20 protein-coding genes are annotated in these 22,601 nt (G+C 43.7%); 5 read left to right on the forward strand and 15 right to left on the reverse strand.

All coding sequences use genetic code 11. The features are described 5' to 3' along the window. Positions 1-605: 605 nt before the first annotated feature. Both JK628_RS03100 and JK628_RS03105 read right to left on the reverse strand, forming a co-directional pair. Positions 606-1,226, reverse strand: coding sequence for a disulfide bond formation protein B (locus JK628_RS03100; RefSeq protein WP_202287820.1), 621 nt, complete (start codon positions 1,224-1,226; stop codon positions 606-608). 8 nt (positions 1,227-1,234) lie between these two features. Beyond that, positions 1,235-1,837: a thioredoxin domain-containing protein gene (locus JK628_RS03105; protein ID WP_202287821.1), complete on the reverse strand. Its 603-nt coding sequence runs from the start codon at positions 1,835-1,837 to the stop codon at positions 1,235-1,237. Between the two features lie 275 nt (positions 1,838-2,112). Here JK628_RS03105 and JK628_RS03110 point away from each other — a divergent pair, with 275 nt between their 5' ends. Continuing rightward, a complete protein-coding gene (locus tag JK628_RS03110; protein ID WP_202287822.1) occupies positions 2,113-2,886 on the forward strand; it encodes a TetR/AcrR family transcriptional regulator in 774 nt (257 codons plus the stop codon). 585 nt (positions 2,887-3,471) lie between these two features. On the opposite strand, the gene JK628_RS03115 is transcribed toward JK628_RS03110, so the two are convergent. Genes JK628_RS03115 through JK628_RS03130 form a run of 4 tightly spaced genes read right to left on the reverse strand, consistent with a single transcriptional unit; the run spans position 3,472 to position 7,321 of the window. Then, positions 3,472-4,254, reverse strand: coding sequence for a hypothetical protein (locus tag JK628_RS03115; protein WP_202287823.1), 783 nt, complete (start codon positions 4,252-4,254; stop codon positions 3,472-3,474). Between the two features lie 56 nt (positions 4,255-4,310). After that, on the reverse strand, positions 4,311-6,086 hold the full coding sequence (locus tag JK628_RS03120) for an aryl-sulfate sulfotransferase (protein WP_202287824.1): 1,776 nt from the start codon (positions 6,084-6,086) through the stop codon (positions 4,311-4,313). Positions 6,087-6,095: 9 nt separating this feature from the next. Then, on the reverse strand, positions 6,096-6,710 hold the full coding sequence (locus JK628_RS03125; protein ID WP_202287825.1) for a disulfide bond formation protein B: 615 nt from the start codon (positions 6,708-6,710) through the stop codon (positions 6,096-6,098). An 8-nt stretch (positions 6,711-6,718) separates the two neighbouring features. Then, positions 6,719-7,321 (reverse strand): thioredoxin domain-containing protein, encoded by a 603-nt coding sequence (locus JK628_RS03130; protein ID WP_202287826.1) that lies wholly within the window; start codon positions 7,319-7,321, stop codon positions 6,719-6,721. A gap of 356 nt (positions 7,322-7,677) precedes the next feature. Between JK628_RS03130 and JK628_RS03135 the strand changes: the two genes are divergently transcribed. The 4 genes from JK628_RS03135 (at position 7,678) to JK628_RS03145 (ending at position 12,518) form a co-directional block, all read left to right on the forward strand. Further along, positions 7,678-8,436, forward strand: coding sequence for a TetR/AcrR family transcriptional regulator (locus JK628_RS03135; protein WP_202287827.1), 759 nt, complete (start codon positions 7,678-7,680; stop codon positions 8,434-8,436). Positions 8,437-8,784: 348 nt separating this feature from the next. After that, positions 8,785-8,910, forward strand: coding sequence for a hypothetical protein (locus tag JK628_RS23415; protein ID WP_272931641.1), 126 nt, complete (start codon positions 8,785-8,787; stop codon positions 8,908-8,910). A 437-nt stretch (positions 8,911-9,347) separates the two neighbouring features. After that, the gene (locus JK628_RS03140; protein WP_202287828.1) at positions 9,348-10,193 is read left to right on the forward strand and encodes a TonB-dependent receptor domain-containing protein; all 846 of its coding nucleotides are present in this window, start codon (positions 9,348-9,350) and stop codon (positions 10,191-10,193) included. Positions 10,194-10,616: 423 nt separating this feature from the next. Beyond that, on the forward strand, positions 10,617-12,518 hold the full coding sequence (locus JK628_RS03145; RefSeq protein WP_237524124.1) for an alpha/beta hydrolase family protein: 1,902 nt from the start codon (positions 10,617-10,619) through the stop codon (positions 12,516-12,518). Between the two features lie 66 nt (positions 12,519-12,584). Here JK628_RS03145 and JK628_RS03150 read toward each other — a convergent pair whose 3' ends face one another. From JK628_RS03150 to JK628_RS03190, 9 genes are all read right to left on the reverse strand, one after another. Further along, positions 12,585-13,724, reverse strand: coding sequence for a site-2 protease family protein (locus JK628_RS03150; RefSeq protein WP_202287829.1), 1,140 nt, complete (start codon positions 13,722-13,724; stop codon positions 12,585-12,587). Between the two features lie 65 nt (positions 13,725-13,789). Next, positions 13,790-15,460: a DUF342 domain-containing protein gene (locus JK628_RS03155; RefSeq protein WP_202287830.1), complete on the reverse strand. Its 1,671-nt coding sequence runs from the start codon at positions 15,458-15,460 to the stop codon at positions 13,790-13,792. 184 nt (positions 15,461-15,644) lie between these two features. Next, the gene (locus JK628_RS03160; RefSeq protein WP_202287831.1) at positions 15,645-16,673 is read right to left on the reverse strand and encodes a methyltransferase; all 1,029 of its coding nucleotides are present in this window, start codon (positions 16,671-16,673) and stop codon (positions 15,645-15,647) included. Between the two features lie 127 nt (positions 16,674-16,800). Further along, positions 16,801-18,105, reverse strand: coding sequence for an alkaline phosphatase (locus JK628_RS03165; RefSeq protein WP_202287832.1), 1,305 nt, complete (start codon positions 18,103-18,105; stop codon positions 16,801-16,803). Between the two features lie 18 nt (positions 18,106-18,123). Further along, a complete protein-coding gene (gene gshB, locus JK628_RS03170; RefSeq protein WP_202287833.1) occupies positions 18,124-19,071 on the reverse strand; it encodes a glutathione synthase in 948 nt (315 codons plus the stop codon). Between the two features lie 115 nt (positions 19,072-19,186). Further along, a complete protein-coding gene (gene rsmE, locus JK628_RS03175) occupies positions 19,187-19,918 on the reverse strand; it encodes a 16S rRNA (uracil(1498)-N(3))-methyltransferase (protein WP_202287834.1) in 732 nt (243 codons plus the stop codon). Positions 19,919-19,932: 14 nt separating this feature from the next. After that, the gene (locus tag JK628_RS03180; RefSeq protein WP_202289693.1) at positions 19,933-20,637 is read right to left on the reverse strand and encodes an endonuclease; all 705 of its coding nucleotides are present in this window, start codon (positions 20,635-20,637) and stop codon (positions 19,933-19,935) included. 145 nt (positions 20,638-20,782) lie between these two features. Beyond that, positions 20,783-21,313: a SprT family zinc-dependent metalloprotease gene (locus JK628_RS03185; protein WP_237524126.1), complete on the reverse strand. Its 531-nt coding sequence runs from the start codon at positions 21,311-21,313 to the stop codon at positions 20,783-20,785. A 125-nt stretch (positions 21,314-21,438) separates the two neighbouring features. Beyond that, positions 21,439-22,599, reverse strand: a complete 1,161-nt coding sequence (locus tag JK628_RS03190) for a hypothetical protein (protein WP_202287836.1) — start codon at positions 22,597-22,599, stop codon at positions 21,439-21,441. Positions 22,600-22,601 lie beyond the last annotated feature (2 nt).

Consider the following 22,601-nt stretch of genomic DNA (forward strand, 5'->3'; position numbering starts at 1 on the left):
ATTCCTGCATATATATTAGTGCTTTCTTTCGCTGTAGTGAAGTCTATCTTAGTGAGTTATCCTTCCCCCCACTAGTTTTCCAAATTAACTATGCCACTACACTCAGCTTTATATTACATAAAATAATCATATACATTTTTAGTCTCACAGATATTTTGTGGCCAAATCGTTATACGGTGTTATCAATTTCGGGGAATTAAACGATACAAGTAATTTATTGCAGAAATTACACCGTCCTAATTATTTACCATCTAGCGTAGCTTGAACTAGTTGAACCATTCCAAAGTGTCTTTTGTAAAGCTAGTCAGGTAAGGTTTCATGTCTTGGAATTCCCTATTGTGGCTTATCTTGATGTTTGTCGAGCCCACAAACTCTATGCATGTAGACTAATTCTTTAGGGGCGACAACAATCCTGATATAGGATTGTTGTGGGGCTTGGTATCATTTCAAGAAAAGAGTATTTCTGCGTAACTTTGGGAATTCTGATTTATAAAAGTGAGTTACCCAGTATGACAGTTTTGAATTTATAGTGACTAGACATATGCCCTCCTAGTGCTTCCTTCTTGATCGAAAGTTCTGCTCACTAGGAGGACAGCTAGTTCAATTTATGAGGCAGATTTTAGGTTTTTAATGGTTTTAGTGATAAATGCTATGGTTAAAGGTAAAGCGCAGATAATGAATACGGCGTAGCTGATAATGCAGTACTGAGCCATGTTCAAACCAAACAGCGACCAGTCGTCTTCACCGCAAATACCCGATGGTGCGAACTCGAACGGTAGCCATTCATGCAGCGGTAAGCCCAGTGGGAATGTTGGCTCTAGTGAGCAAGCATTGGCGCCCTGACCTGATTGGAATAGATCGAGCCCGGTGTCAGCAGCGTGTGATGCCACATGTTGCCCTGAAAGAATAATGGCTTTATCTAGGCCATAGATGATGCCGTACCAAGCGAGAACGAGACCCAAGAGCTTCAGCACGTTATGTTTTGGGTTCACCAATATAATGACCCCTGCAATCAGGATGCAGAACTGGCTAAAACGGATGTAAACGCAGTTTTCACAGGGATCCATCTCCAGAAATACTTGAAAATAACCCATAGCCGAGCCAAGTAAGAACACGCAAGCTGCGACCATAACCACCCAGACTGTGCGAGCTTCTTGGGTTGCTTCTAGTGTTGGTAGTGGATTTGCCTTTAAGTCGGCAATCCACAGTTTGAGTTTATTAAGCATGATGCTCCCTACAGGTTGTTCTTGATGGTTTCATCAAGGTTTGGCAATGAGGTGATTGTGCTGGTATCAATCATCTTGTTGCCGTTGACGACGATGGCCGGAATACCTTTTTTCTTCGCAATAGTTAACGCAATTGTGCGGTCATAGGCGAGTTTCTCTTGTGCTTTTACAGAGCTAAGTGCGCTTTTAAATTCGGCTTGCGATATACCTGCAGCTTGTAGGCCAATGGCGGCGAGATTGCCCTTTATTGCCTTAGAACCTTTGACATCTTTAAGTTTTTTATCGTGAATGGCGGCGTACATGGCCATCTTGGCTTGCTTGTACTTAGCGTGGCTGATGGTGTCAGCAGCAGCTAAGACTTCACAAGATTCAACCCCAAGTTCGCCCTTATTCTCTAAGCAGATGGCTTGGAATTTTGTGCCAGATGGCAGGTTCTTGATAAGATTAGGTGTGACTGCTTTTTCGTATTTATAACAAAATGGACAGTAGACGGAGTAAACCTTCTGTACGGTATTATCTAGTGTAGGAGTATCTATTGTAATCACTTCAGCGGCAGAGGCTGTGAATGTCATAAATAGTGCAGCGGTTAGTGCGGTTAGTGATGTTTTCATAAGTTCCTCAAAAGTTGTTCGATCTAGAATTAATTTCTGTCAATAATCATATTGTTTAGAGGGGACTTTTACTGTGATGAAATTTACTGAAGAGGAGTAAGGATTGTACTCTATAAACGTGACAAAAATCACGAATATAGAAGCCTTATATCACACTTGCTATTAGTCGGTTGAAATTTATCACAGTTCAGAGCATTTTCTTTGCAACCTCTCCAATAATCCGTATTTTATAACTTAAATAAATTTGTAAACAAAAGATTTATGTAGGTTGCTATATGCATAACTATTTAAAAGAAAAGTCGGTTATAAGAGATCGAATATTAGTTGAGGCTAAAAGGCTAATAGTGGAGGAGGGCGTTTGTTCATTCAGGTTATCCAAGCTTCCCACTAGGTCAAAATGTTCGCCTAATACATTTTACAGTCATTTTAAATCTAGGGAAGATATAGTTGTAGCGCTATTTGTTGAACATGTAAATGATATACTTATAAAGATAGATGTATTAATGGACATGGATGAACTAAGTAATAGAGAGAAGATAGTCTTTATCTTGATGTACGACATTATTAAATGTTGGTCAGCCGAGGAAGGAGATGTTTGCATTAATTTCTTGGGCGTGAATCCACATATATATGGGTTCTCAAGTTCGGAGTATGAAGGGAATATTAACGTTATATTCATTGAATTGAAGGAGAGAGTTCAGGAACTATGGAGCAGATCTGTTAGAAGTGGTGAAATAGTATCAAGTAAAAAGGACATTGTTGCTTGTATTTTTTCACTGACTACAGTCGGGCGCGGGAGTATCGCCGTTGGCCAAAATAAGTTCCTACGACAGCATGGTCATGATAATAATGGACAAGACAATAGAGTTGAAACTTTATTTAATCTACTATGTTTAATTCTTAATACTTTGCAATGGGAGAATGTTCAAATTGTATCGTATAGCAAGATGCTTGACACCCTAACACCATTAGTTTCAACTGCTGCGGGAACAGTATTTAGGCATTGTAGGTTAAACTATGAAACGCTCAGTGAGCCTATAGAGCTTTGAAATGGCAATTTTCATTATTTTGCTTTTAAATTGATACTCTACTTCTCCATTAACAAAATTATATTACAAATATTACAGGTTTTGGCCCTCGTTTTGCTGAATTTTGGTAGCCCATTTGCATAACACTATGGTAATAATTAAGTTGGTTGGCTTTTATTTACTGCACATTTGAAATCATATGGCTAACTACAGCTTGGTCGTCAGTGTTCAGCGTAACCTATTCGCCATCAACGTTTGTTATATGCAGAACCGGTAAAATCTAAGTCGTCACCTGTCCCTGAGAGGTTAGGGGGGCGCAACAATAGATGGACGAGAGTTTTCAGATAGAGGAAGTCAGATCTGATCTTCAGTATGGGACTGAGCATAGTCAGAAATAGACGAAGGCATACCTGCAGAGCGGCCATTTAATTTGAACGTGTGGTCATTGTCGCTCCACTGGAGGCTAGTATGAGTCTTTTGAGCTTCCTACTTTAAGGCGGCATTGCCACCAGAGCCCTGTCCACCCTAGCGCACAACTCTGCATTCGGTGGTATTTTCAAGGTTAATCCCGCCTTTGACTGTAGAGATTAAAGACGGGGATCATTATTAGAAAGTGATAGAGGTCGTCAGCACCATCATATCTGCCTTACCTGATTTGTACCCGAACCAGCTATCAAGCTGACGAAGGGTAATTCCCGCCGAGATAGACTTATTGAAATGATAATTTAAGGCTAAATCGAGACGATAACCCGAGTCATGCTGTTTACCGTCTAAGCTATCGGTATAGCCGACAGCATGCTCTTCATCACGCTCAAATACGCCATTGTATAGAAATTTAACCGCCCATTTGTCTGATATTGGGTACTGCAGGGTGGCATTAAGTGCATACCCCGAGAAGCCGGTGAACTTGGCACCTGCGTTATCAATACTGACATAGTTAGCACCTGCGCCGATATTGGCTTTGGCATCGCCAAACTTCATATCGTATGAAAGCCCTAGCTTCATGTTGTTTTCATAACCATTGGTGTTAGTGAAAAAGAACTCATCGACCATATAGTTAAGCCCCGGCACGAACCCAGTCTTTATGTGCGCCGCACCGGCAAACTTAAAGGTGCTCCATGCCTCTCCAAATACTTCGCCTTGGGGATCGGATGATGACTGCTCCAAGTTTTCAAAAATACCAACGGTGACTATTCTGCCCCAGTCTTTGGCGCGCACGTTAGCAACGGTCAGTAGCGTTCTATCAAACTGGTTTTTGTTTTCATCCAAACTGTCACTGCTATGGGCAATATATCCGGCTGTCACGGTGGTGAAATCATTGGCTGAGACGCCAAAGCTACAGAACCCTGCGATCACAGCGGGGATTGCTACTTTTAATGCCTTGTTCATATACTTAATCCTATAAAAAAGGGGCGCTAAGGCCCCTTTACAACATTTATTGGTGATTACTTACCGAACTGACTCGTTAGGTTCACTAAGCTGGCGCGGTAATGTGGTGTGTTAGGCTTTTCAGATAACACATCAATCTCAACTTTCACCTTGCCATCAGCATGGCCAATCTCGTTGATCTTGCCGATGGTGCGCTCACCTGGGTTGTATAGGTGAATTGCAGCACTAAAACCAAACATGGTGTCTTTGTCTTCCATGTATTCAACATTTGAGGTGATAGCGCTGTACCAGTCATAGCCACGCTCTTTACCATATTCCCAGACTTGCTCGATGGTCATATCGTCTTCGTTAATTTTGTATTCAACGTAGCGGCTGTATTTCATGCTGGCTAACGCAGGCTGTTCATGACCACGACCATCGCCATTATCAAACACGGTTAGGTTGCCGTTTGAATTGTTTAGCCAAGCAGTGTGCTGGGTGTAAGTAAAATCAAAGTCACCTTCACAAACACCTTTCTCAGTACACTTGATCTTGTTGCCGTTTGAATCGACTGGAGTCAGTACTTTCTTAGCCAACTCTTCGTTCCAGCCTTCGCGTGGCGCTTGGATCCAGACCACTTCTTTATCGCGGTTAATTTTCGCTACACCTTGGTGGCGTAAGGATACGATAATGCCATCACCCTTTGGGTCGTACTCGATTGAGTTGATGTGCGCCCAGTTACGACCAGCGCCAATGCCTGGAATATCGCCATAAGGGGCATCGATTTCCATCTCTGCCGTTTGACCTAACTGGTCCAGATCAACGTTCAAACAAACCGCGCCCATATCGAGTGCTTCAAGCAGTGCATCGCGGTATGGATCAAGAATTGTTGCCACGTTCCAAACATCGACTAGATTGCCGCTTTGATCCATTTCGAGCACATGATCTCGAACGGTATGAACCACATCACCACGATCGTTAATGTAGTTTGCCTTTGCCGCACGCACTAAGGTGTGGCCATTTGGCATCACATTATGCTCATGCGACGCATCAACGTAGCCGCGAGGCAGACGCTTTGAATCAATTTGCCCTAACAGGTTAAAGGTACCGTAGCGTTGGCCCTGTACGAAGGTATAACTGCCATTGCCTGTGTCTTGGAAGCCCATCAAATAACCGCGCTTCTCGATATCTAAGCTGGTGGCATCATAAGTGGCATCTTGGTTTAACCACCAACGTACTTCACCTTCAGTATCGATAACGTAGGTCATTGGCGGGTTTTCAAAAGGCAGTGCGCCCATGGCTGGCGAGCCTTCAAAAATGCCAGCGTCTTTACTTTTTTGACCAGACCAGTGCAGATCTGAACCTTGCTGGTTGTAGGTGTGAGAATTCACCAGATATAGGCGATCTTCAAAACCTTCGGCAACCTTCTTAACCTGAACTTCATGCAAGGCAGAAACGTTGCGGTTATCCATGTAGTTGTTAACGATTGCACCAGTCAGTGCTTTGTATGTTTCGGAGACTTTCTTACCGTCTAACTTGTAGGTGACTTCAACCACATTGCTGTGGTTAGCATACAGACCAAATACGGGAATACCGTCGTGAGTGTTAATGGTTTGCTGGCCAACAGGGTATTTGATATCAACACCGTCGCGCCCCTTACCTTTAACTGTGACAACCACATCAGTTGGCTGCTTACTGTGCAGGTCGATAAGCGCCGTTAGCGGCGAGTTTCCGTAAGGGTTAACAAGTACCGCGCCAAGTTGGCCTACGGCTGGTGCAGGCATAAAGCCCGCTGCCGATGCACCTAAAGAGATAGCGGCAATAGCCGTTGCTAAAATAGTTTTCTTTAACATGATGTAATCCTATTTATTTCGGTTTTTTAATGTTTTAGTGATAAATGCAATGGTTAAAGGTAAAGCGCAGATAATGAATACGGCGTAGCTGATAATGCAGTACTGAGCCATGTTCAAGCCAAATAGCGACCAGTCGTCTTCACCGCAAATACCCGATGGAGCAAACTCGAATGGTAGCCATTCATGTAAAGGTAAGCCGAGTGGAAATGTGGGTTCTAGTGAACAAGCATTAGCGCCTTGACCCGATTGGAATAGATCCAAACCAGTGTCGGCAGCGTGGGAGGCCACATGTTGCCCAGAAAGAATAATCGCTTTATCTAGGCCGTAGATGATGCCGTACCAAGCGAGAATAAGCCCCACAATCTTCAGCACGTTATGCTTTGGGTTCACCAATATGATGACTCCTGCAATCAGGATGCAGAACTGACTGAAGCGGATGTAAACGCAGTTTTCACACGGATCCATCTCAAGAAATACTTGAAAATATCCCATCGCCGAACCCAGTAGGAACACGCAAGCTGCGACCATAACCACCCAGACTGTGCGAGCTTCTTGGGTTGCTTCTAAGGTTGGCAGTGGATTTGCTTTTAAGTCAGCAATCCACTGTTTGAGTTTATTAAGCATGATCACTCCTACAGGTTGTTCTTGATGGTTTCATCAAGGTTTGGCAATGAGGTAATCGTGCTGGTATCAATCATCTTGTTGCCGTTAACCACTATCGCCGGAATGCCTTTTTTCTTCGCAATGGTTAACGCAATTGTGCGGTCATAGGCGAGTTTCTCTTGTGCTTTTACAGAGCTAAGTGCGCTTTTAAATTCGGCTTGCGATATACCGGCAGCTTGTAGGCCAATGGCGGCGAGATTGCCCTTTATTGCCTTAGAACCTTTGACATCTTTAAGTTTTTTATCGTGAATGGCGGCGTACATGGCCATCTTGGCTTGCTTGTACTTAGCGTGGCTGATGGTGTCGGCAGCAGCTAAGACTTCACAAGATTCAACCCCAAGTTCGCCCTTATTCTCTAAGCAGATGGCTTGGAATTTGGTGCCCGATGGCAGGTTCTTGATAAGGTTAGGTGTGACTGCTTTTTCGTATTTATAACAAAATGGACAGTAGACGGAGTAAACCTTCTGTACGGTATTATCTAGTGCAGGAGTATCTATTGTAATCACTTCAGCGGCAGAGGCTGTGAATGTCATAAATAGTGCAGCGGTTAAAGCGGTTAGTGATGTTTTCATAGTGCCCTCAAAAATCCTTCGATATAGAATTAATTTCTGTTGACAATGTTATTTTCTTCCTGAAATGATTTCTGTGATGGGATTTACTGCTAAAGGGAAAGTTTTATACCCGGGTATCGTGATGGTAATCACGCCTGAAAAAGCCCTGAGTCTCAATTGTTAATAGCTGGTTGAAACCGGTCACAATTTCAGTTTGTTTCTCTGTAATGGTTATTATCTTTAGTGATATATTCTTTAAGGGTTTGGAGTGTTAGCTGGTTGTATCTTGTTGAAACATTAGTGGTTTTGTTCAGCTGTCTTGTGAGGGCTTTGGTGAGAGTTCATGTACGCACTGTGGTTTTAGTGGAGGTTGCAAAATGCATAATCATTTAAAAACGAAGTCGGTAACAAGAGATAAAATTTTGGCGGAAGCCAAAAAGCTAATTTTAAAAGAGGGGGTTTGTTCATTCCGGCTTTCTCAAATTCCAGCTAAAGCCAAATGCTCGCCAAAAACATTTTATAGTCACTTTAAATCTCGAGAAGACATCGTTGTCGCATTATTCGTTGAGCATGTAAATGATATTCTAGTTAAAACAGACATGATTATGGGCATGGATGAACTCAGTAATAAAGAGAAAATAGTCTATACGCTAATGTACGATATAGTGCAGTGTTGGTCGGCTAAAGAGGGCGCTGTTTGTATCAATTTCTTAGGTGTTAACCCGCATGTATATGGTGTCTCTAGTTCGGAGTATGAAGGCAATCTGAGCGTTATATTCATCGAGTTAAGAGCAAGGGTTCAAACGCTGTGGGGATGGGCCGTTAAAAGTGGTGAACTCCTATCCAGTAAGGATGAAATCGTCGATTGTATCTTCTCGATGAGGACGATTGAGCGGGGTAGTATCGTCATTGGGCAAAATAAATTCTTACGTCAAAATGGCCACGATAACAGAGTTGAAACGGTGTTTAACTTACTGTGTTTAGCGGCAAATACGCTAAAATGGGAAGGCAATCAGATAATGTCCTATAGCAAGATGCTTGATACCATAACGCCCTTAGTTGAAACCGCAGCAGGGACAACATTTAAGCATTGCAGAATAAATTATGAAACGCTTAATGAACCGATAGAGCTTTAAATTATGATTTATACTCGGGCGGAATGGCACTCTGTTATTCCCTAAATGAGTAGCCTTATTCTGTTCACTTTATTACCTTTGAAAACAGCCTCCTGTCTTTTCAGCCGATAAATCTGAGCACTAAACAATCTGCTAACTTGATAGTGGCAACGTATCAACGGCTATGATCTGTGTAGTGACTATTGTAATTTGTTGATTTGCAGATGCTAATTGTCATTATGTGTTACCTGCCTTTTATTTCTAGCGTCGTGAATACTCACGTAAGGATCTGAAATAGAGCTTATTAATGCTGCAACCATTGATGGTTGGCGCCAAAACATCCATGGTGAGCTTAATCCCAATGCAGAGGTGATTGACGAAAACCAAAACCCCGATGGCAATACATTTTATGCGCGTAATGTTGGTTTTATGACTGACAATATTGAACGTGAACGTACTAACGGCCAACTGGTCACTCAATATGCACCTGTTTAAAACCTCGAATTAATAGCTGATTACGCCAATTCCAAGCTCAATGATAATTCGTTAAAAGACACTTGGGGACTGTGGTTTTAAGGACCTGATAATGCAGCTCAAGCTCATATAAATGAAAATGGCACCTTTGATTTGGTCAACGAAGTCGATGGCGACTACTCGGGCACCATGAATGAATCAGCGACAGAGAATGAGAACAGGTCACTGGGATTTAACGCTAAATGGTCAGTTTCTGATAATTTGACGTTGAACTTTTATGCCAGCGGGAGCTATATTCCGCTGTTAGATTCCAGCTATAATGATCTCAATCCCAACGGTAGCCCCGCCTACAACCAGAAGACTATGCTACGCTATTTTTTGGAGTGTTAGCCAACCAGAACGAGACTGATATAAGTCAATATCAATTTAGTGGTACCTGACTAAGTGATGCAGAAGGCTTGTCTTTAATCGATTTCCTAGAGATGGATACACATGCTCAGGGCAGTTACAGTGGCCCAATCAATGCCGGCTGGTATGGCTATAAGGCTTCGGTAGCAGACCAAATACGCTATGTTGACTTAGGCGGTGGCTTTTTGGATGGTTTTTCCGGTGGCGACATGCCTATTCCTTATTACAGTAGTTATGACATTGGGAAGATGTTTTCATGGGCTGAGGAGGAGTTTGGGGTTGAGTACAATCCAGTCCCGTTTACTGATGACCATATGATCAACGAAAAAACTGCTTCGGCCTATATTCAGTTCCATTTTGAATCTGAGTTGTATGACACGCCGTTGAGCGTGGTGACAGGTTTACGCTACGAGCAGACAGATGTAGAAGGCAGAATCCTACAGCAAGAATCTGAAAGTCTGGTCTGGTTAAATCCAACTGAATGGCAAGCGATTTTTAGTGATGAGCAAAGTTATAGCCATGAAACCAATGACGATAGTGTATTTCTGCCAAATTTAGACGTTAACTTAGAGATACAGGGAAACTTAATGGGTCGCTTCTTCTACAGTCAAACGAACAGTCGTGAAAACCTTGCCACAATGCGAGCTTCCACCTTACTGACTCCGCTGTCTAAAGTGGGTAGTCGTACAGGCTTTTTAGGTAATACTCAGCTAAAACCATACACCTCAAATAATATCGTTCTGTCGCTAGTGTACTATTATGGTGACTCAAATTACGTCTCGGTCGGCTGGTTCAATAAAGAGGTGGAGACATTTTTAGTTAATACCATCGAAAGCGTTAGCTATTCAGACTTGCTTGATCCCTATCATGGAGGCTTAGCAAGCCAGCCCCTGTGATAAAATCATCTCATCAGGTGGTGTACCTAGTGATGAGAGTGTTTTTAATTAGCTAATATACAATGGTCATGGCGATGCCAATGGTAATATTTCACCAAGCGCGGGGGATCAATTAGCAAGGTGTTGCTGTGTATATTTATTGTCAGCAATCCCCTACACCCATCCTACTGAATCCTGTATTTCCAGAAACTATTCTCTTTAATGTGAAAAATAAATGGGCCGACATTAAGTCGGTTTTTTTGTCTGAAACTCAATAATAAGCCGCTTCATATCCTAGTCGCTATTAACTGGGATTGAGTTTTGCTCAACTAACGTATAATCCTTGTACTTAGTTTTTCTTTTCGACGATAATTTCCGTAAATGCTGTTATCAGTATCGTTTGATACATTTATACCTAAGGCTACTCACTCAAAGGAATGTAAAGTGTCTCTAATTAAACCCCTCTTTTTAATGGCAGTGATTATACTGCTGCCTCTAAAGTCTCAAGCTGTTACCGTCGAGGAATTTTCAAAACACCCTCAGTTCTACAATGTAAAAATATCTCCTGACGGTAAACACCTTGCCGTGTTGCTTGATAATGAAGGCCGTAAGACATTGGCCTTTCTAGAAACGGATACAAAAAAGGTAACCTACTCATTACATAATGGCAATTATGACCAAGCTGGAAGGTTTTATTGGGTAAATAATGAAAGAGTGATAACACAAATTCAAAGAGTTACTGGTCGATTTGAAGGCCCGATGAATACTGGTGAGCTTTACGCCATAAATTATGATGGTAAAAAGAAAAAGATGATTGCGGGATATCGCTCTAAGGGGAAGTCGCCTGGAGGCAGCTTTTTGCTGGATGGCTTAACTGGTGATGACCAACATATTTTAGTGCAGAAACATAGGCGGTCAGGGGGCCAAGTTATACCTCGGGCAGTAAAGCTAAATGTATATACTGGCCGTGAGTATAACGTTAAAAAAGCGCCAATGTCAGATAGCAGTTTCTTAGTTGATCACAGTGGTACACCGCGTTTTTCTATTGGAGTTGATAAGGACCATCTTACCCAAGTTTATTACACGAAAGGGAAAGACGATGATTGGGTAAAGTTCGGTGAAGATATTGAGGGTAAGTTTGAAGCAATTACCTTTGCTAAAGATAATAACACCATCTATGCGTTGCAAAGTAAGGATGGTGGCCCTAAAGGTCTGTATGAGTACGATATAGCAACTAAAAAGTCGACCTTACTGTATCAGAGTAAATTGGCTGATCCTAGTATCATATTTGGTACAGATTTGAATCAATTGTATGGGATCCAAATTGATGAAGATTATCCCCAATTTCAATTTTTTGCTTCAGAATCAACCGAGGCTCAACTGCATAAATCGTTACTGAGCGCATTCAAGGGTGAGACAGTTTATATTAGCAGTATAACGGCGGACAAGCGTAAAGCGGTAGTTCATGTGTCTGGTGATCGTAATCCTGGTGAGTTTTATCTTTATGACACTCAGACCAATAAGGCAGAGCATTTGCTCAGTAGTCATTCGTGGATCGATAAAAGTAAATTAGCGCCAACCGAGCCTTTTAGGATCAAAACCCCCGATGGATTAGTCCTCAATGGTTATTTAACATTGCCCGTAGGCAAAACCAGTAACTTACCCACAGTTGTTATTCCTCATGGTGGACCTCATACGCGAGATTACTGGGGTTACAACGCTCAAGTGCAGCTTCTTGCCAGTAAAGGTTATGCGGTTGTTCAGGTGAATTTTAGAGGCTCTACTGGCTATGGTGAGTCATTTAAAGAGGCCGGCTACAAACAGTGGGGCGCAAAAATCCAAGATGACATCTTATTAGCGACCCAATATGCGGTGCAAACGGGAGTAGCAGATAAAGATAGGCTGTGTATTTTTGGTGCTAGTTTTGGTGGCTACAGTGCGCTACAAGCGTCGATACGTGAACCTGATACTTTTAAATGCAGCATTGGGTACGTGGGCGTATACGACTTAGCCATGTTGTATAAAGAAGGTGATATTAAAGACGTAAAATGGGGCGATGCTTATTTGGATAAAACCTTAGGAACAGATAAAGCTGAGTTGATTTCTCAATCTCCGGTGCATAATATCGATAAGCTTAAAACGCCGGTATTGATTATTCATGGTGAAGATGATAACCGCGCCCACTTTGAGCACGCACTGGCGTTGAAGGAGGTACTTGATAAGGAAGAGCACCCCTATGAATGGCTGGTGAAAGATAAAGAGGGACATGGTTTTTACAAAGAGGAAAATATCATTGAAGCAAACCACAAAATATTGGCGTTTTTAGACAAATACATCGGTCACTAACTCCAGTTAATGCTCGGTTTAAAAGGCATTGGTAATTAATGCCTTTTTGTAACAATCCAATGATGATTAACTTTGTAGGATCTGTAAAGGCAGTGCCAGCATGTCATCACCACTGCCTGCAAAATACCAAATAATACCGATTAAGGCGCCCACCGTCAGAAAGTACCAAACCGCGGAAAAAATCTGCCCGTAGCGATCCAGCGGTAATAGGTGACTCTGATGACGGGTCTTCCACTCAAACACTATCTCAGCACTGCCAATAAGCAGTAAGAAACCAAGCAAAGCCAACCCTAGGGTGTAGCTGATGTAAACGCCAATAGCCGCGCCTGCAATACAGGCAACAAGCCCCATCACACTGTTCATTGAAAAGCTAATACTCTTGAGAATATGGCCACCATCTAATGGCAATATCGGCAGTAGATTAAATAGGTTAAGTAGGGCATTGAATGCGGCAAGGCCGGCGAAGAAGATATTGCCAGTAACCCAATAGGCGATTAGCGCCGCTATCGACATTAGCAGCCCAAAGGTGGGCCCCATAATCGAGATCACTACATCTTGCCAGCGGGTATTAATCTTTTCATCGCTTAAGGCTAAACCACCCATGAAGGGGATGAGGTAAATTCCCTTGGTTTTCATGCCAAAGTGCTTCATTGCACGGATATGGCCATATTCGTGAAATACCAAACAAGCGATGAGTGCCAGTGCAAACTGAAACGAAAATAACCAAGAATATGCGGCAACACTGGCACCTGCCAGAACGACCTTAATTACTTTGGCGCTCTTTAATAGTTTGAAGCCTAAAGACGCTAAGCCAACCACACTAAATTGCTTTTTCTCTGCCACGGCGACAGTTGGTACTTGCTGTTCAATATCTTTACTGTTCCGTTGGCCACTACTGATAAGCTGTCCGTTGTGCAGTAGGCGATAGTCGATGAGAAAAGGCTGCCAAGTCAGATCGGTTTCTAAGATGATCTCTAGGGTGTGCTGCTGGATTTCAATCGTATCGGCTGTTGTAGCTGTTGTCGCTGTTGTCGCTGTAGGGGTGGCAGTACTAAGTTCAAAAGTATGACTTTTTAAGCCTTCATTCTCAGCGCTTGCTTGGATAACTGAGACTAAGGTATCGCCCCAAAAGAGTTGCTGCCAACCTGCCATAGAGCCCTCTAAGCGAAGTGGCTTCCCAAGGCAGTCAATTTTCAATAATTCCACGTCATATCTCAACGATTTAAAGTAACGTTATTATGCCGCTAAATAGAGTTAGAAGACAATGAATCCTACTTTTTTGCACTGTAATCAAAGTCGATCTCTTGATTGATATTGGTGATCCTACAAGGGCCGTGGTCTCGTTGTGTGCGGTTAAACGCCTTGCCAATATGGATCTCGATATTGGTAAAAACGTGCTTTAAGGCATCGACTCGATAGTTTTTATAGTAATTTGTAAGCTCTTGCTGAATAGATTCAAACTCAGCTTGCTCCTGTTGCTTGGTAGAGACAATTCGTCGTTTTTCCTCAAGCATCACAGTCACTTGTTCTACCATCATCTCATCGTCTTGCCACTGAGCCTTTGGCGGGAGATTTCCTAGTTGCCCGTCAATGTTTGCGATAGCAACCATCATCGATTTAATGCTGTCTTTAAGTTGAATTAAATTCTGCTTGAACTCATTGATATGCATGGCACAGAATATTTCAGTTTTAGTACCTGCAGTGGCACCAATCGCCACCACTTTTAAGCCCTTATCGACCTCTACTTTTCCGCCGACCAAATCACCACGACGGCCGCTAGCGTCACAGACTATCAGCTGTTGTTTAGTCTTAGCATGGCTATGAAGCAATTGCTTAGTCACCAAGATATTACCGCTAGCTTCAAGGTTTGAATATTGCACAAACTGGGCGCTGATCTGACCTTGTGCTTTGAGGGTCGTGGAAAGGGCATTGTCTTTTAGTTGCCGACCAATAACACCTTTGCTGACGGTAATATCACCTTGAGCATTTAGTGTTGCCGAGTCGACAAACCCCATCACAGTGATATCGCCAGAGCTTTTTACCTTCATGCCCTCGCCGACATCGCCAGTGATCAACACGCTGCCTTTAAAGTCGACGTGACCGTAGCCAACATTGACATTTTTTATCTGCAGCAGATCGTCGACCTGCATGCCTTGCTTTGTTTCGACCGGCTGGCCTGCAACGTCTGCGATTAATAGATGAGGGTTGTTCTCGCAAAACTTTGTACCGTCGCCAGCAACAAGCTTAAGATCTTTGCCTGGCTTGGCAAGCAGCTTGTCACCATAAACATTGTAGCCATCAACGCCGGTGGTTGCCGGGTGCTTTAATATGAGCGCATTGCCTGGCTTTACCATGATCACGGCACCCAGGTTCCGCATGTCGACACTGCCGTCGCTATTTTCTTGCGGCTGTAATAGTCGCTCGCGAGCCAGCATGACTTTCCGCTCCAGTTTGGCGGCTTTACCGTGAATCGCAGCTCTTCCTTGGGCTATTGTATTGCAGCACTGCTCACCCGGTTGCAGTGAGGCAAACTGTGCTAGTGAAAGATCAATTTTGGCTTTGCTGAGACCAAGTTTAACTTGCTGTATTTTTAAGTTTTGTAAAATATCTTTGAGGGTTATATCTTGACCGCCATAGGCTGCGGTTAGGGTCATCGATACTTGCATCTTGTCATCAGATATCGCAAAACTGATGCTGGCATCTTGGCGTTGTGCAATGGTATACAGCAGTGCTGATTGGCCATCTTCTTGACCACAAAGCTGATTAACTTGAACAACGGCTTTATTGATGGATTCTTGGAGTGGCTTTAGCTTGCAAAAAATAGGCAGCGCAAGAAGCTCAAGCAAATCCTGTTCAAGGATAGGGGCATGAGTGTTAGGGACTAGCGTTAACTCGGCATTTTCGCCGTCCGTACTTAGCTCGATGAGTTCAGGGTGCAGCATGAAAATCCCTATCGTTTATTTATTATTATTAAAGAGATTGGGATCGAGTATAACCACATAACACGCGGTCATGAAAGTATAAGGTATACATCCTGAGACTAATCTCACAGCAAAAATGTAACCCGATACTGGTTACGGAATATTCAGCTAGTCTAAAATTTATACCATACTTTTATGCTTTGGTTTAGCGTTTTATGTTGGAGTAAATTTTGTACCTGTTGTTCTCCGCATTAACGTTAACACAGCCGAAGTTTTCAGCAATACAGTCAGAGTAGGGCAGGTGTCGATTAGCCACGATATTAAACAATCCCCCTTTGGATAAATTCGCTGCACTGGCTTTAACAAAATCAGTCGCGATAGTGGTGAGGCGATTTAATCCGTCATGAAACGGTGGGTTAGAGATAATACCGTCGTAAGTTTTGCTTGTTTGTGCCATACCGTCTGATGCAAACACATCTGCGTTAAGCCCGTTGGCCTGTAAAGTGAGCTCGCAAGATGCCAGCGCCATTGCGTTGATATCGACACATTCAAGTTTTAGCTCTGGTTGCGCGGTTAACAGTGCAGCGGCTATAACGCCAGCTCCACAACCAAAATCAAGCACGGTTCCACGCATCTTCGGCAGATTTTCGAGTAACAGTTTGGTACCGTCGTCGAGCCTCTTCTCACTAAATACCCCGACCATATTGCAGATAGTGATTTCACCTTGCGGTGTTTGCAGTTGATATTTGCTGTACCAATCTTGCATCTTTATCTCTGGAGCTTGGCGGTTTAGCTCGCTGGTAAATACAATACAGTGGCGAGCATTATCTGCTTTGAAAGCTTTATCAAAGTAGTCTGGCAATAACTTGGGGAGAGATTTAACTCCACCTTTGTTTTCTCCAACCACAATCAATTGCCCCTGTGGTTTAAGATGCTTAGCGGCAAGGTTAAATAGGTAAGGCGCCAACGCTTTGGCCTTAGGGAAATAAACAATAACGCTATCAAAGCAGTCTTGGTTTGGCAGTTGATGGCCGAAAAACAACTGTAAATTACTTGCTGTATGGGGTTGCATTATTAGGTGGTGATGAAAATCTAAGGCTAAAGCGCTGACGCTAGATGCGCTGTCTAATAGTGCTTTAGGCAAAATATCGCCTTCATAATTAAGTACTAATACAGATTGGCCATTAACTAAGTCACTGTTTCTAAGAAGGGCTTGCGAAGCGTTGGTTAGCATGAGTTTTCAAAGTCGGGTTTTAAGTGGCTGCAATTATACTTGAACCACCTAAATATGCACTTTTAACTGGAACAATAAAAAGCCACCGTTCAAAACTTGAAAGGTGGCTTGTGTAGATCAACAGTCCCTAGTTTACTTTAGGCAGTAAACTCATCATTTTTTCAGCGATGTGAGTGTTGTCTTGATTGCCTTTAAACAGGTCTGCAGCAGGTCCCATAGCAAATACTTGTACATCACCACCGGTATGGCCACTGGTGGTCCAACCGGTAAAACTGCGTGTATCAATCAGTTTTTTGAGTGCGACTTCTAATGCATTTTTCCCCTGCATGCGGGCATTGCTCAGTTGCTGTAATTCGGTATTATTCACTTCAAATCCAAGCAGTTGGTTTACACCTACCTGCCAATCATCAACTGCAATAGCTTGGGTCGCGATGGTAGCAGGGCTGGCGTTGACGCCTTTTAGTAGTTGAGTGTCCCATAGGTATTCGCCGTTCGCACCGATAGATAAACCGCCAGTATTATGATCTGCAGTGACCACTAACAGGGTGTCTGGGTGCTGACGAATATACTGCTCAACCACTTCAATAGCATTAGCAAAACCATGCATTTCAGCCATTGCAGTGGCGATATCATTGTTGTGCCCAGCCCAGTCGATCAAACTTCCCTCAACGAGTAACACAAAGCCTTTTTCATTTTGAGAAAGCAGATCTAATGACTTCTGCGTTAGTTTACTTAGGGTGTTTGCATCGCTGTCGTCGATCACCCATGGGAGTTGAACGTCAGCAAAGAGTCCGAGCACTTTAGGCTTGGTAATACTGTCGAGCTGCGTGAGCTGAGTGATGTGTTGGTAACCTTTTGCATTAAATTGGTTCAACAGTGCTTCAGAGAAGTACTTTTGCCCACCACCTAAGATCACGTCCGCATCAGATTTAAGCATATCTGCTGCAATAGCTTGGTAATTTCGTCGGCTTTCGTTGTGGGTTAAAAAGGCGGCAGGGGTCGCATGGTTAACTTGAGATGTTACTGCTACGCCGGTAGACATGCCACGCGCTTTTGCCATCTGCATGATGGTAGTCAAAGGGCGTTTATTGATGTCGACAGAGATAGCACCATTGTAGCTCTTAACCCCAGTGGCGAGTGCAGTAGCAGATGCCGCAGAATCGGTGACGTAACCGCTTTCTCTTGCTGGATAGGTTGACGCCATCCCCACAAGCAAGCGATCAAATACTGTTTGCTCGATCTCTTCAGTATCAGGGTTGTCCTGAAAGTAACGATAGGCACTGGTGTAAGCTGGCCCCATGCCGTCACCAACCATGATGATCATATTCTTAGGGCGCGATGGCGCCTGTTGAATATCAATATTCGCGCTGGCATAAAGTGGCAATACAGCAAGGGCACTAAGGACCCAAGTAAAGGTGTTTCTAAAAGTCATACCGAGTCCTTGGACAGGTTATTTGTTGATTCTAGCTTCGATAGAATCCATCAACATGCCGGTGATATCCACTTCAAAAGCGGCTTCAATCTCTTTAATACAGGTTGGGCTGGTGACATTTATCTCAGTAAGTTTGTCGCCGATAACGTCAAGTCCAACAAAAATCAGGCCACGTTTTTTAAGCTCAGGACCAAGCGTGCGGGCAATATGCCAATCAGATTCCGATAGTGGCTGGGCGACACCGCGTCCGCCAGCGGCCAAATTGCCTCGTGTTTCGCCTTTTTGCGGAATACGCGCTAATGAATAAGGCACTGGTTCACCGTCGACCACTAAAATGCGTTTGTCACCTGCGGTAATATCCGGAATGAAAGCTTGCACCATTGCATATTGCTGGCCTTCGTTAGTCAGTGTTTCGATAATCACCCCAAGGTTTGGATCATTCTTTTTGACTCTAAAAATAGAGCTGCCACCCATACCATCGAGTGGTTTTAGAATGATGTCGCCTTTCTCTTTGTGGAAAGCGCGAATGCGCTGCTCATCACGGGTAACCACGGTTTCTGGAGTGAACTCAGAGAACCAGGCGGTAAACAGTTTCTCGTTAGCATCACGTAAGCTTTGTGGCTTATTGACGATAAGCACGCCTTGCTCTTCAGCGCGTTCAAGCATATAAGTGGCGTAAATAAACTCAGTATCAAACGGCGGGTCTTTACGCATTAGAATAACGTCTAGATCGGCTAGTGGTGTATCAATAGCTTCTTCTAGTTGATAAAAGTCCTGCGGATCTTCTTTTACCGTGAGTGCACGCATAGTTGCCATTGCTTGGCCATTTACCATGGCTAAATCATTCATCTCCATGTAAAACAGCTGGTAACCACGGGACTGCGCCGCCATTAACATGGCGAAGCTTGAATCTTTTTTGATGTTTATGTCGCTGATGGGATCCATCACGATACCGAGTTTTATCATCGAGCGTGTTCCTTATTCTTTCGTTTCTGTAACTAACATGGGGGCATGAGCAACAGTTTTCTAGTCAAACACCCTTAAACGTATACAGTAATGCTGTGGTTTATCGCTAATTGAATTATCCAATATCGCCAAATCTAAGCTGTAAGGCACTGATTGTTGTAAGCGCAGCGGTTTCGGTGCGCAGTACTCTTGGGCCAAGCAGGACATCGGTAAATTTATGGGTTTCGGTCATGGTGATTTCAGTGGCCGATAAACCACCTTCAGGACCAATGACCAATCTCACTCTGTTATTTGGCAAGCTTAAACCGTTAACGCCATGGGAGGCTCTTGGGTGAAGATTAAGTTTAAGCGATGTTGTCTCCTCTGCACACCAATCCATTAGCTGCATAGCAGGGCGGATCACGGGTACCACGCTGCGCCCTGATTGTTCACAGGCGCTAACAACAATTTTTTGCCATTGCTGGATTTTTTTCTCTAGGCGTTCGCCGCTCAGCTTGACTCCACAGCGCTCTGAAAATAGTGGTGTAATGGTATTCACACCCAGTTCGACAGATTTTTGAATGGTAAAGTCCATTCTGTCGCCGCGAGAAATTACCTGACCTAAATGCAGGTGCAGTGGTGACTCACTGTCATTATTTTCACAGGATAGGACCTTCACAGCGACATTTTTCTTACTTGCGCTGATGATCTCCGCTAAATAATTACTACCATCGCCGTTAAATAAACAGACTTGATCACCCGCTGCCATTCTTAGTACGCGGCCGACGTGTCCGGCTGCTTCCTCGTGAAGTGATACAGTTTCTTCAATAGCCAGTGAAGAGGCCTGGTAAATTCTTGGTACTCTCATGGTACGGTTTTGCCTTATTCTGCGATGTTTGTTGCTGAGACTAGCTGCTGACATTGAGCTTGCACAAGGGGATTGTGGTTACCCTGTACCTTGGCAATTTCTTGATCTCGTTTGCACTCAATAGTATCAACTGGATAGCTTTTATCCCATGCTTTAAATAACTTTAATTGGCTACTGGATATTTGCAATGCATAAGCACTTTGCATATAAAGGTAAGTGCGAGCTATTCTGCCACGAGTGTAACTGGGTGGCTCGGCCTTGCGGCCCTTAAAATCAACGCTCATTTTACACTGGCCGTACTGCTCAGGTTTGGCGTTCCACTGACTAAATCGATAATTACTGCGATCGCCATTAACTTCACCAATAGCGGGTACTAGGTTATGCAGATCGGATTCCATTTTTTTAAATAGCTTGTCGTTCTTGCCACAGTTTTTGCGGCCGCCTTGCTGCCAGCATTGGCGTTGATGGCCAAACTCCCACGCTGGAACGATATGTTCCCACTCTATTCTCGCTGCTCTTTTTTGCTGCTTACGCACTTGATAGCCGCAACGACTTAAATCTGTGCGCCACTTTTTACCTTCAATGTTGATGTCACAACCACAATAGAAACTAGTTATTGGCAGTGACTCTATATAAAGTTCTTTCGCCAGTCTTTTTGCTTGGCTGAAACTGGTGGGATGTTTTGCTAAAGCATAACTAGGCAGCGGCGTGAACCACATAATACTAAACGCTAACGTGAGCGTTTTGAGTAACGTTGTTTTCAAACTTATTCCCTAAAACTTATCTGTCACGAAACTGATGCTCGTTTGGGCAGATTGTAAGGTAGCTAGGGCGTTGGAGCAATATGGTAAGTGGCGGGGGCGGTTACTTGTCCAATAAAGATCGAAGATTATGGCCACATTTTCGGCAGCGGTATTGGGTGTCGCCGCGTACAACTTTATTGTGACGACGAATGCTGAGGTTCACGCTGCCACAACCACAAAGATATTCGAAGGTTTTACCCTCAACAGATTGGGTATTAAAGCTGTGAGTGGTGCGAGGCTGGCGATTATAAAGCTGCCGCATTAAACGTTGCCACTCAATGCCGTGGGGTTTTACTCTGCCATGGAGCTGGAAACTCAAAAGGTGGCAGATCTCATGTGGTACAACGTCGTCAATAAAAGCTTGTTGGTTGTCATTTAGCAGCAGTGGATTAAAACGTAGCTTATTGAGTTGTAAATGCGCCGTACCAGCACTCTTACCACGCAGCTTAAAGTTGATTTCAGGCCGTGGGAATTTCTGTCCTAATTGGGTTTCTGCAAGCTGATAACAGTGTTCTACTTGGCTAGCGATACTTTGCTGTAGCGGATCGGAAAAAATCACCGTTGGGTGGTTGATAGCTTTGTTGGCTAACATCTGCTTGGACGTGAAAGGGTTAAGCGTTTTGAACATTGAATCGGTAGCTCACGGTTAATGAACTCGCGAATTGCGAGTTCATTAATGTTACCTGAGTCAATCGTGTCACACCAGAGCTTAAGTGGTTAGAGCTTTGTTGCCGCGACCTCTACCATGGCCCGCACTTGCTCAACAATATCGTGCTCGACTTTAACGTCGTAAGCGGCAAGGCGTGGCGTATGAATATGACCGACAGGAATGCTGCTATTGAACTGCTTTTGCAACAATATGGCGCGGTAAGATATCTCATTCGATAGGTAGCCACCGCCAGAACCTTCAACTGATGTGGCACTTTGTAGTTCGGCTAATGATTTAGCTTGAAACTCACCTTTAGCTAGGGTTGCAACAGTATGGTTATCGTTTACTTTCCAAGGGCCTTCAACGGTTTGCATTGCTGCTATCGGCAGGGAAAACTCAACAAATTCTGGGCCATTGAGCGTGCCGCCATTAAACAGTGGTGCGATAGGTGCTTGCTTGTTGGCGCCGGTTAATATATTTAAATTATCGGGCGCCGCAGCACTGCGATTGCGTCCAGGAAAGCGCTCAATATCAAACTCATCGCGGCCCATACTGACGGTAAAAATCATATCGACACTGTTGTCACGATAAATGGGGGTCAATATCGATTCGATCAATCCATCATCAAAGTCAGCAAATCGCACGGGGATCATCATTGTTTCTATTTGGGCTTGTTTGCCATTGACACTAAAGCGATAACCATCAAGCGCTAATGCAACTAATCCTGACGGATTGCTCTGGTCGATGTGACGGTCAAGAAAGAAAGGATCAAAACCGGTCAGCAATATTTTTATTTCAGCATCCTCTTTAAAGGCGATATCACTAAAGCCACGTGAAGACTTTTCAACGGCTCTAACGAGAATGTCGCGTTGCCAAGGGGCAATTTTAAAATCAGGATTTTGGTTTTTTAGCTGGGTACGCATCGCGAGACGATTCCAATACAAAGAGCGATCGTCTAAATGTCCTGATTGTACATCTCTTACGGCTTGTTGCCACAAACGCAAGCCTTGATGCGCCACCATTTGGGTGATTTTCAGCTCATCAGATTGCTTGGCATATTTGTCCGCAAGGTTGGTCACGAATGCTTGATAGCGATTGACAACGTCTGGCATGGCTGCCGTTGCTGCTGGTAATCTTGCCTCTTCGACATCGAGTTTTGCAAAAGCTGAAGTGGAGGATATGCCGATTAAAAGCACAGTGGCCATTAGCGTTATGCTAGATGATTTCATTA

This window comes from Shewanella sp. KX20019, from assembly GCF_016757755.1.
GTDB lineage: Bacteria > Pseudomonadota > Gammaproteobacteria > Enterobacterales > Shewanellaceae > Shewanella.

Bases quoted from the DNA above. Each gene is read 5' to 3' on its own strand.
- JK628_RS03100 (WP_202287820.1), bottom strand. From the start codon at position 1,226: ATGCTTAATAAACTCAAACTGTGGATTGCCGACTTAAAGGCAAATCCA.
- JK628_RS03105 (WP_202287821.1), bottom strand. From the start codon at position 1,837: ATGAAAACATCACTAACCGCACTAACCGCTGCACTATTTATGACATTC.
- JK628_RS03110 (WP_202287822.1), top strand. From the start codon at position 2,113: ATGCATAACTATTTAAAAGAAAAGTCGGTTATAAGAGATCGAATATTA.
- JK628_RS03115 (WP_202287823.1), bottom strand. From the start codon at position 4,254: ATGAACAAGGCATTAAAAGTAGCAATCCCCGCTGTGATCGCAGGGTTC.
- JK628_RS03120 (WP_202287824.1), bottom strand. From the start codon at position 6,086: ATGTTAAAGAAAACTATTTTAGCAACGGCTATTGCCGCTATCTCTTTA.
- JK628_RS03125 (WP_202287825.1), bottom strand. From the start codon at position 6,710: ATGCTTAATAAACTCAAACAGTGGATTGCTGACTTAAAAGCAAATCCA.
- JK628_RS03130 (WP_202287826.1), bottom strand. From the start codon at position 7,321: ATGAAAACATCACTAACCGCTTTAACCGCTGCACTATTTATGACATTC.
- JK628_RS03135 (WP_202287827.1), top strand. From the start codon at position 7,678: ATGCATAATCATTTAAAAACGAAGTCGGTAACAAGAGATAAAATTTTG.
- JK628_RS03155 (WP_202287830.1), bottom strand. From the start codon at position 15,460: ATGCTGCACCCTGAACTCATCGAGCTAAGTACGGACGGCGAAAATGCC.
- JK628_RS03160 (WP_202287831.1), bottom strand. From the start codon at position 16,673: ATGCTAACCAACGCTTCGCAAGCCCTTCTTAGAAACAGTGACTTAGTT.
- JK628_RS03165 (WP_202287832.1), bottom strand. From the start codon at position 18,105: ATGACTTTTAGAAACACCTTTACTTGGGTCCTTAGTGCCCTTGCTGTA.
- gshB (WP_202287833.1), bottom strand. From the start codon at position 19,071: ATGATAAAACTCGGTATCGTGATGGATCCCATCAGCGACATAAACATC.
- rsmE (WP_202287834.1), bottom strand. From the start codon at position 19,918: ATGAGAGTACCAAGAATTTACCAGGCCTCTTCACTGGCTATTGAAGAA.
- JK628_RS03180 (WP_202289693.1), bottom strand. From the start codon at position 20,637: ATGTGGTTCACGCCGCTGCCTAGTTATGCTTTAGCAAAACATCCCACC.
- JK628_RS03185 (WP_237524126.1), bottom strand. From the start codon at position 21,313: ATGTTAGCCAACAAAGCTATCAACCACCCAACGGTGATTTTTTCCGAT.
- JK628_RS03190 (WP_202287836.1), bottom strand. From the start codon at position 22,599: ATGAAATCATCTAGCATAACGCTAATGGCCACTGTGCTTTTAATCGGC.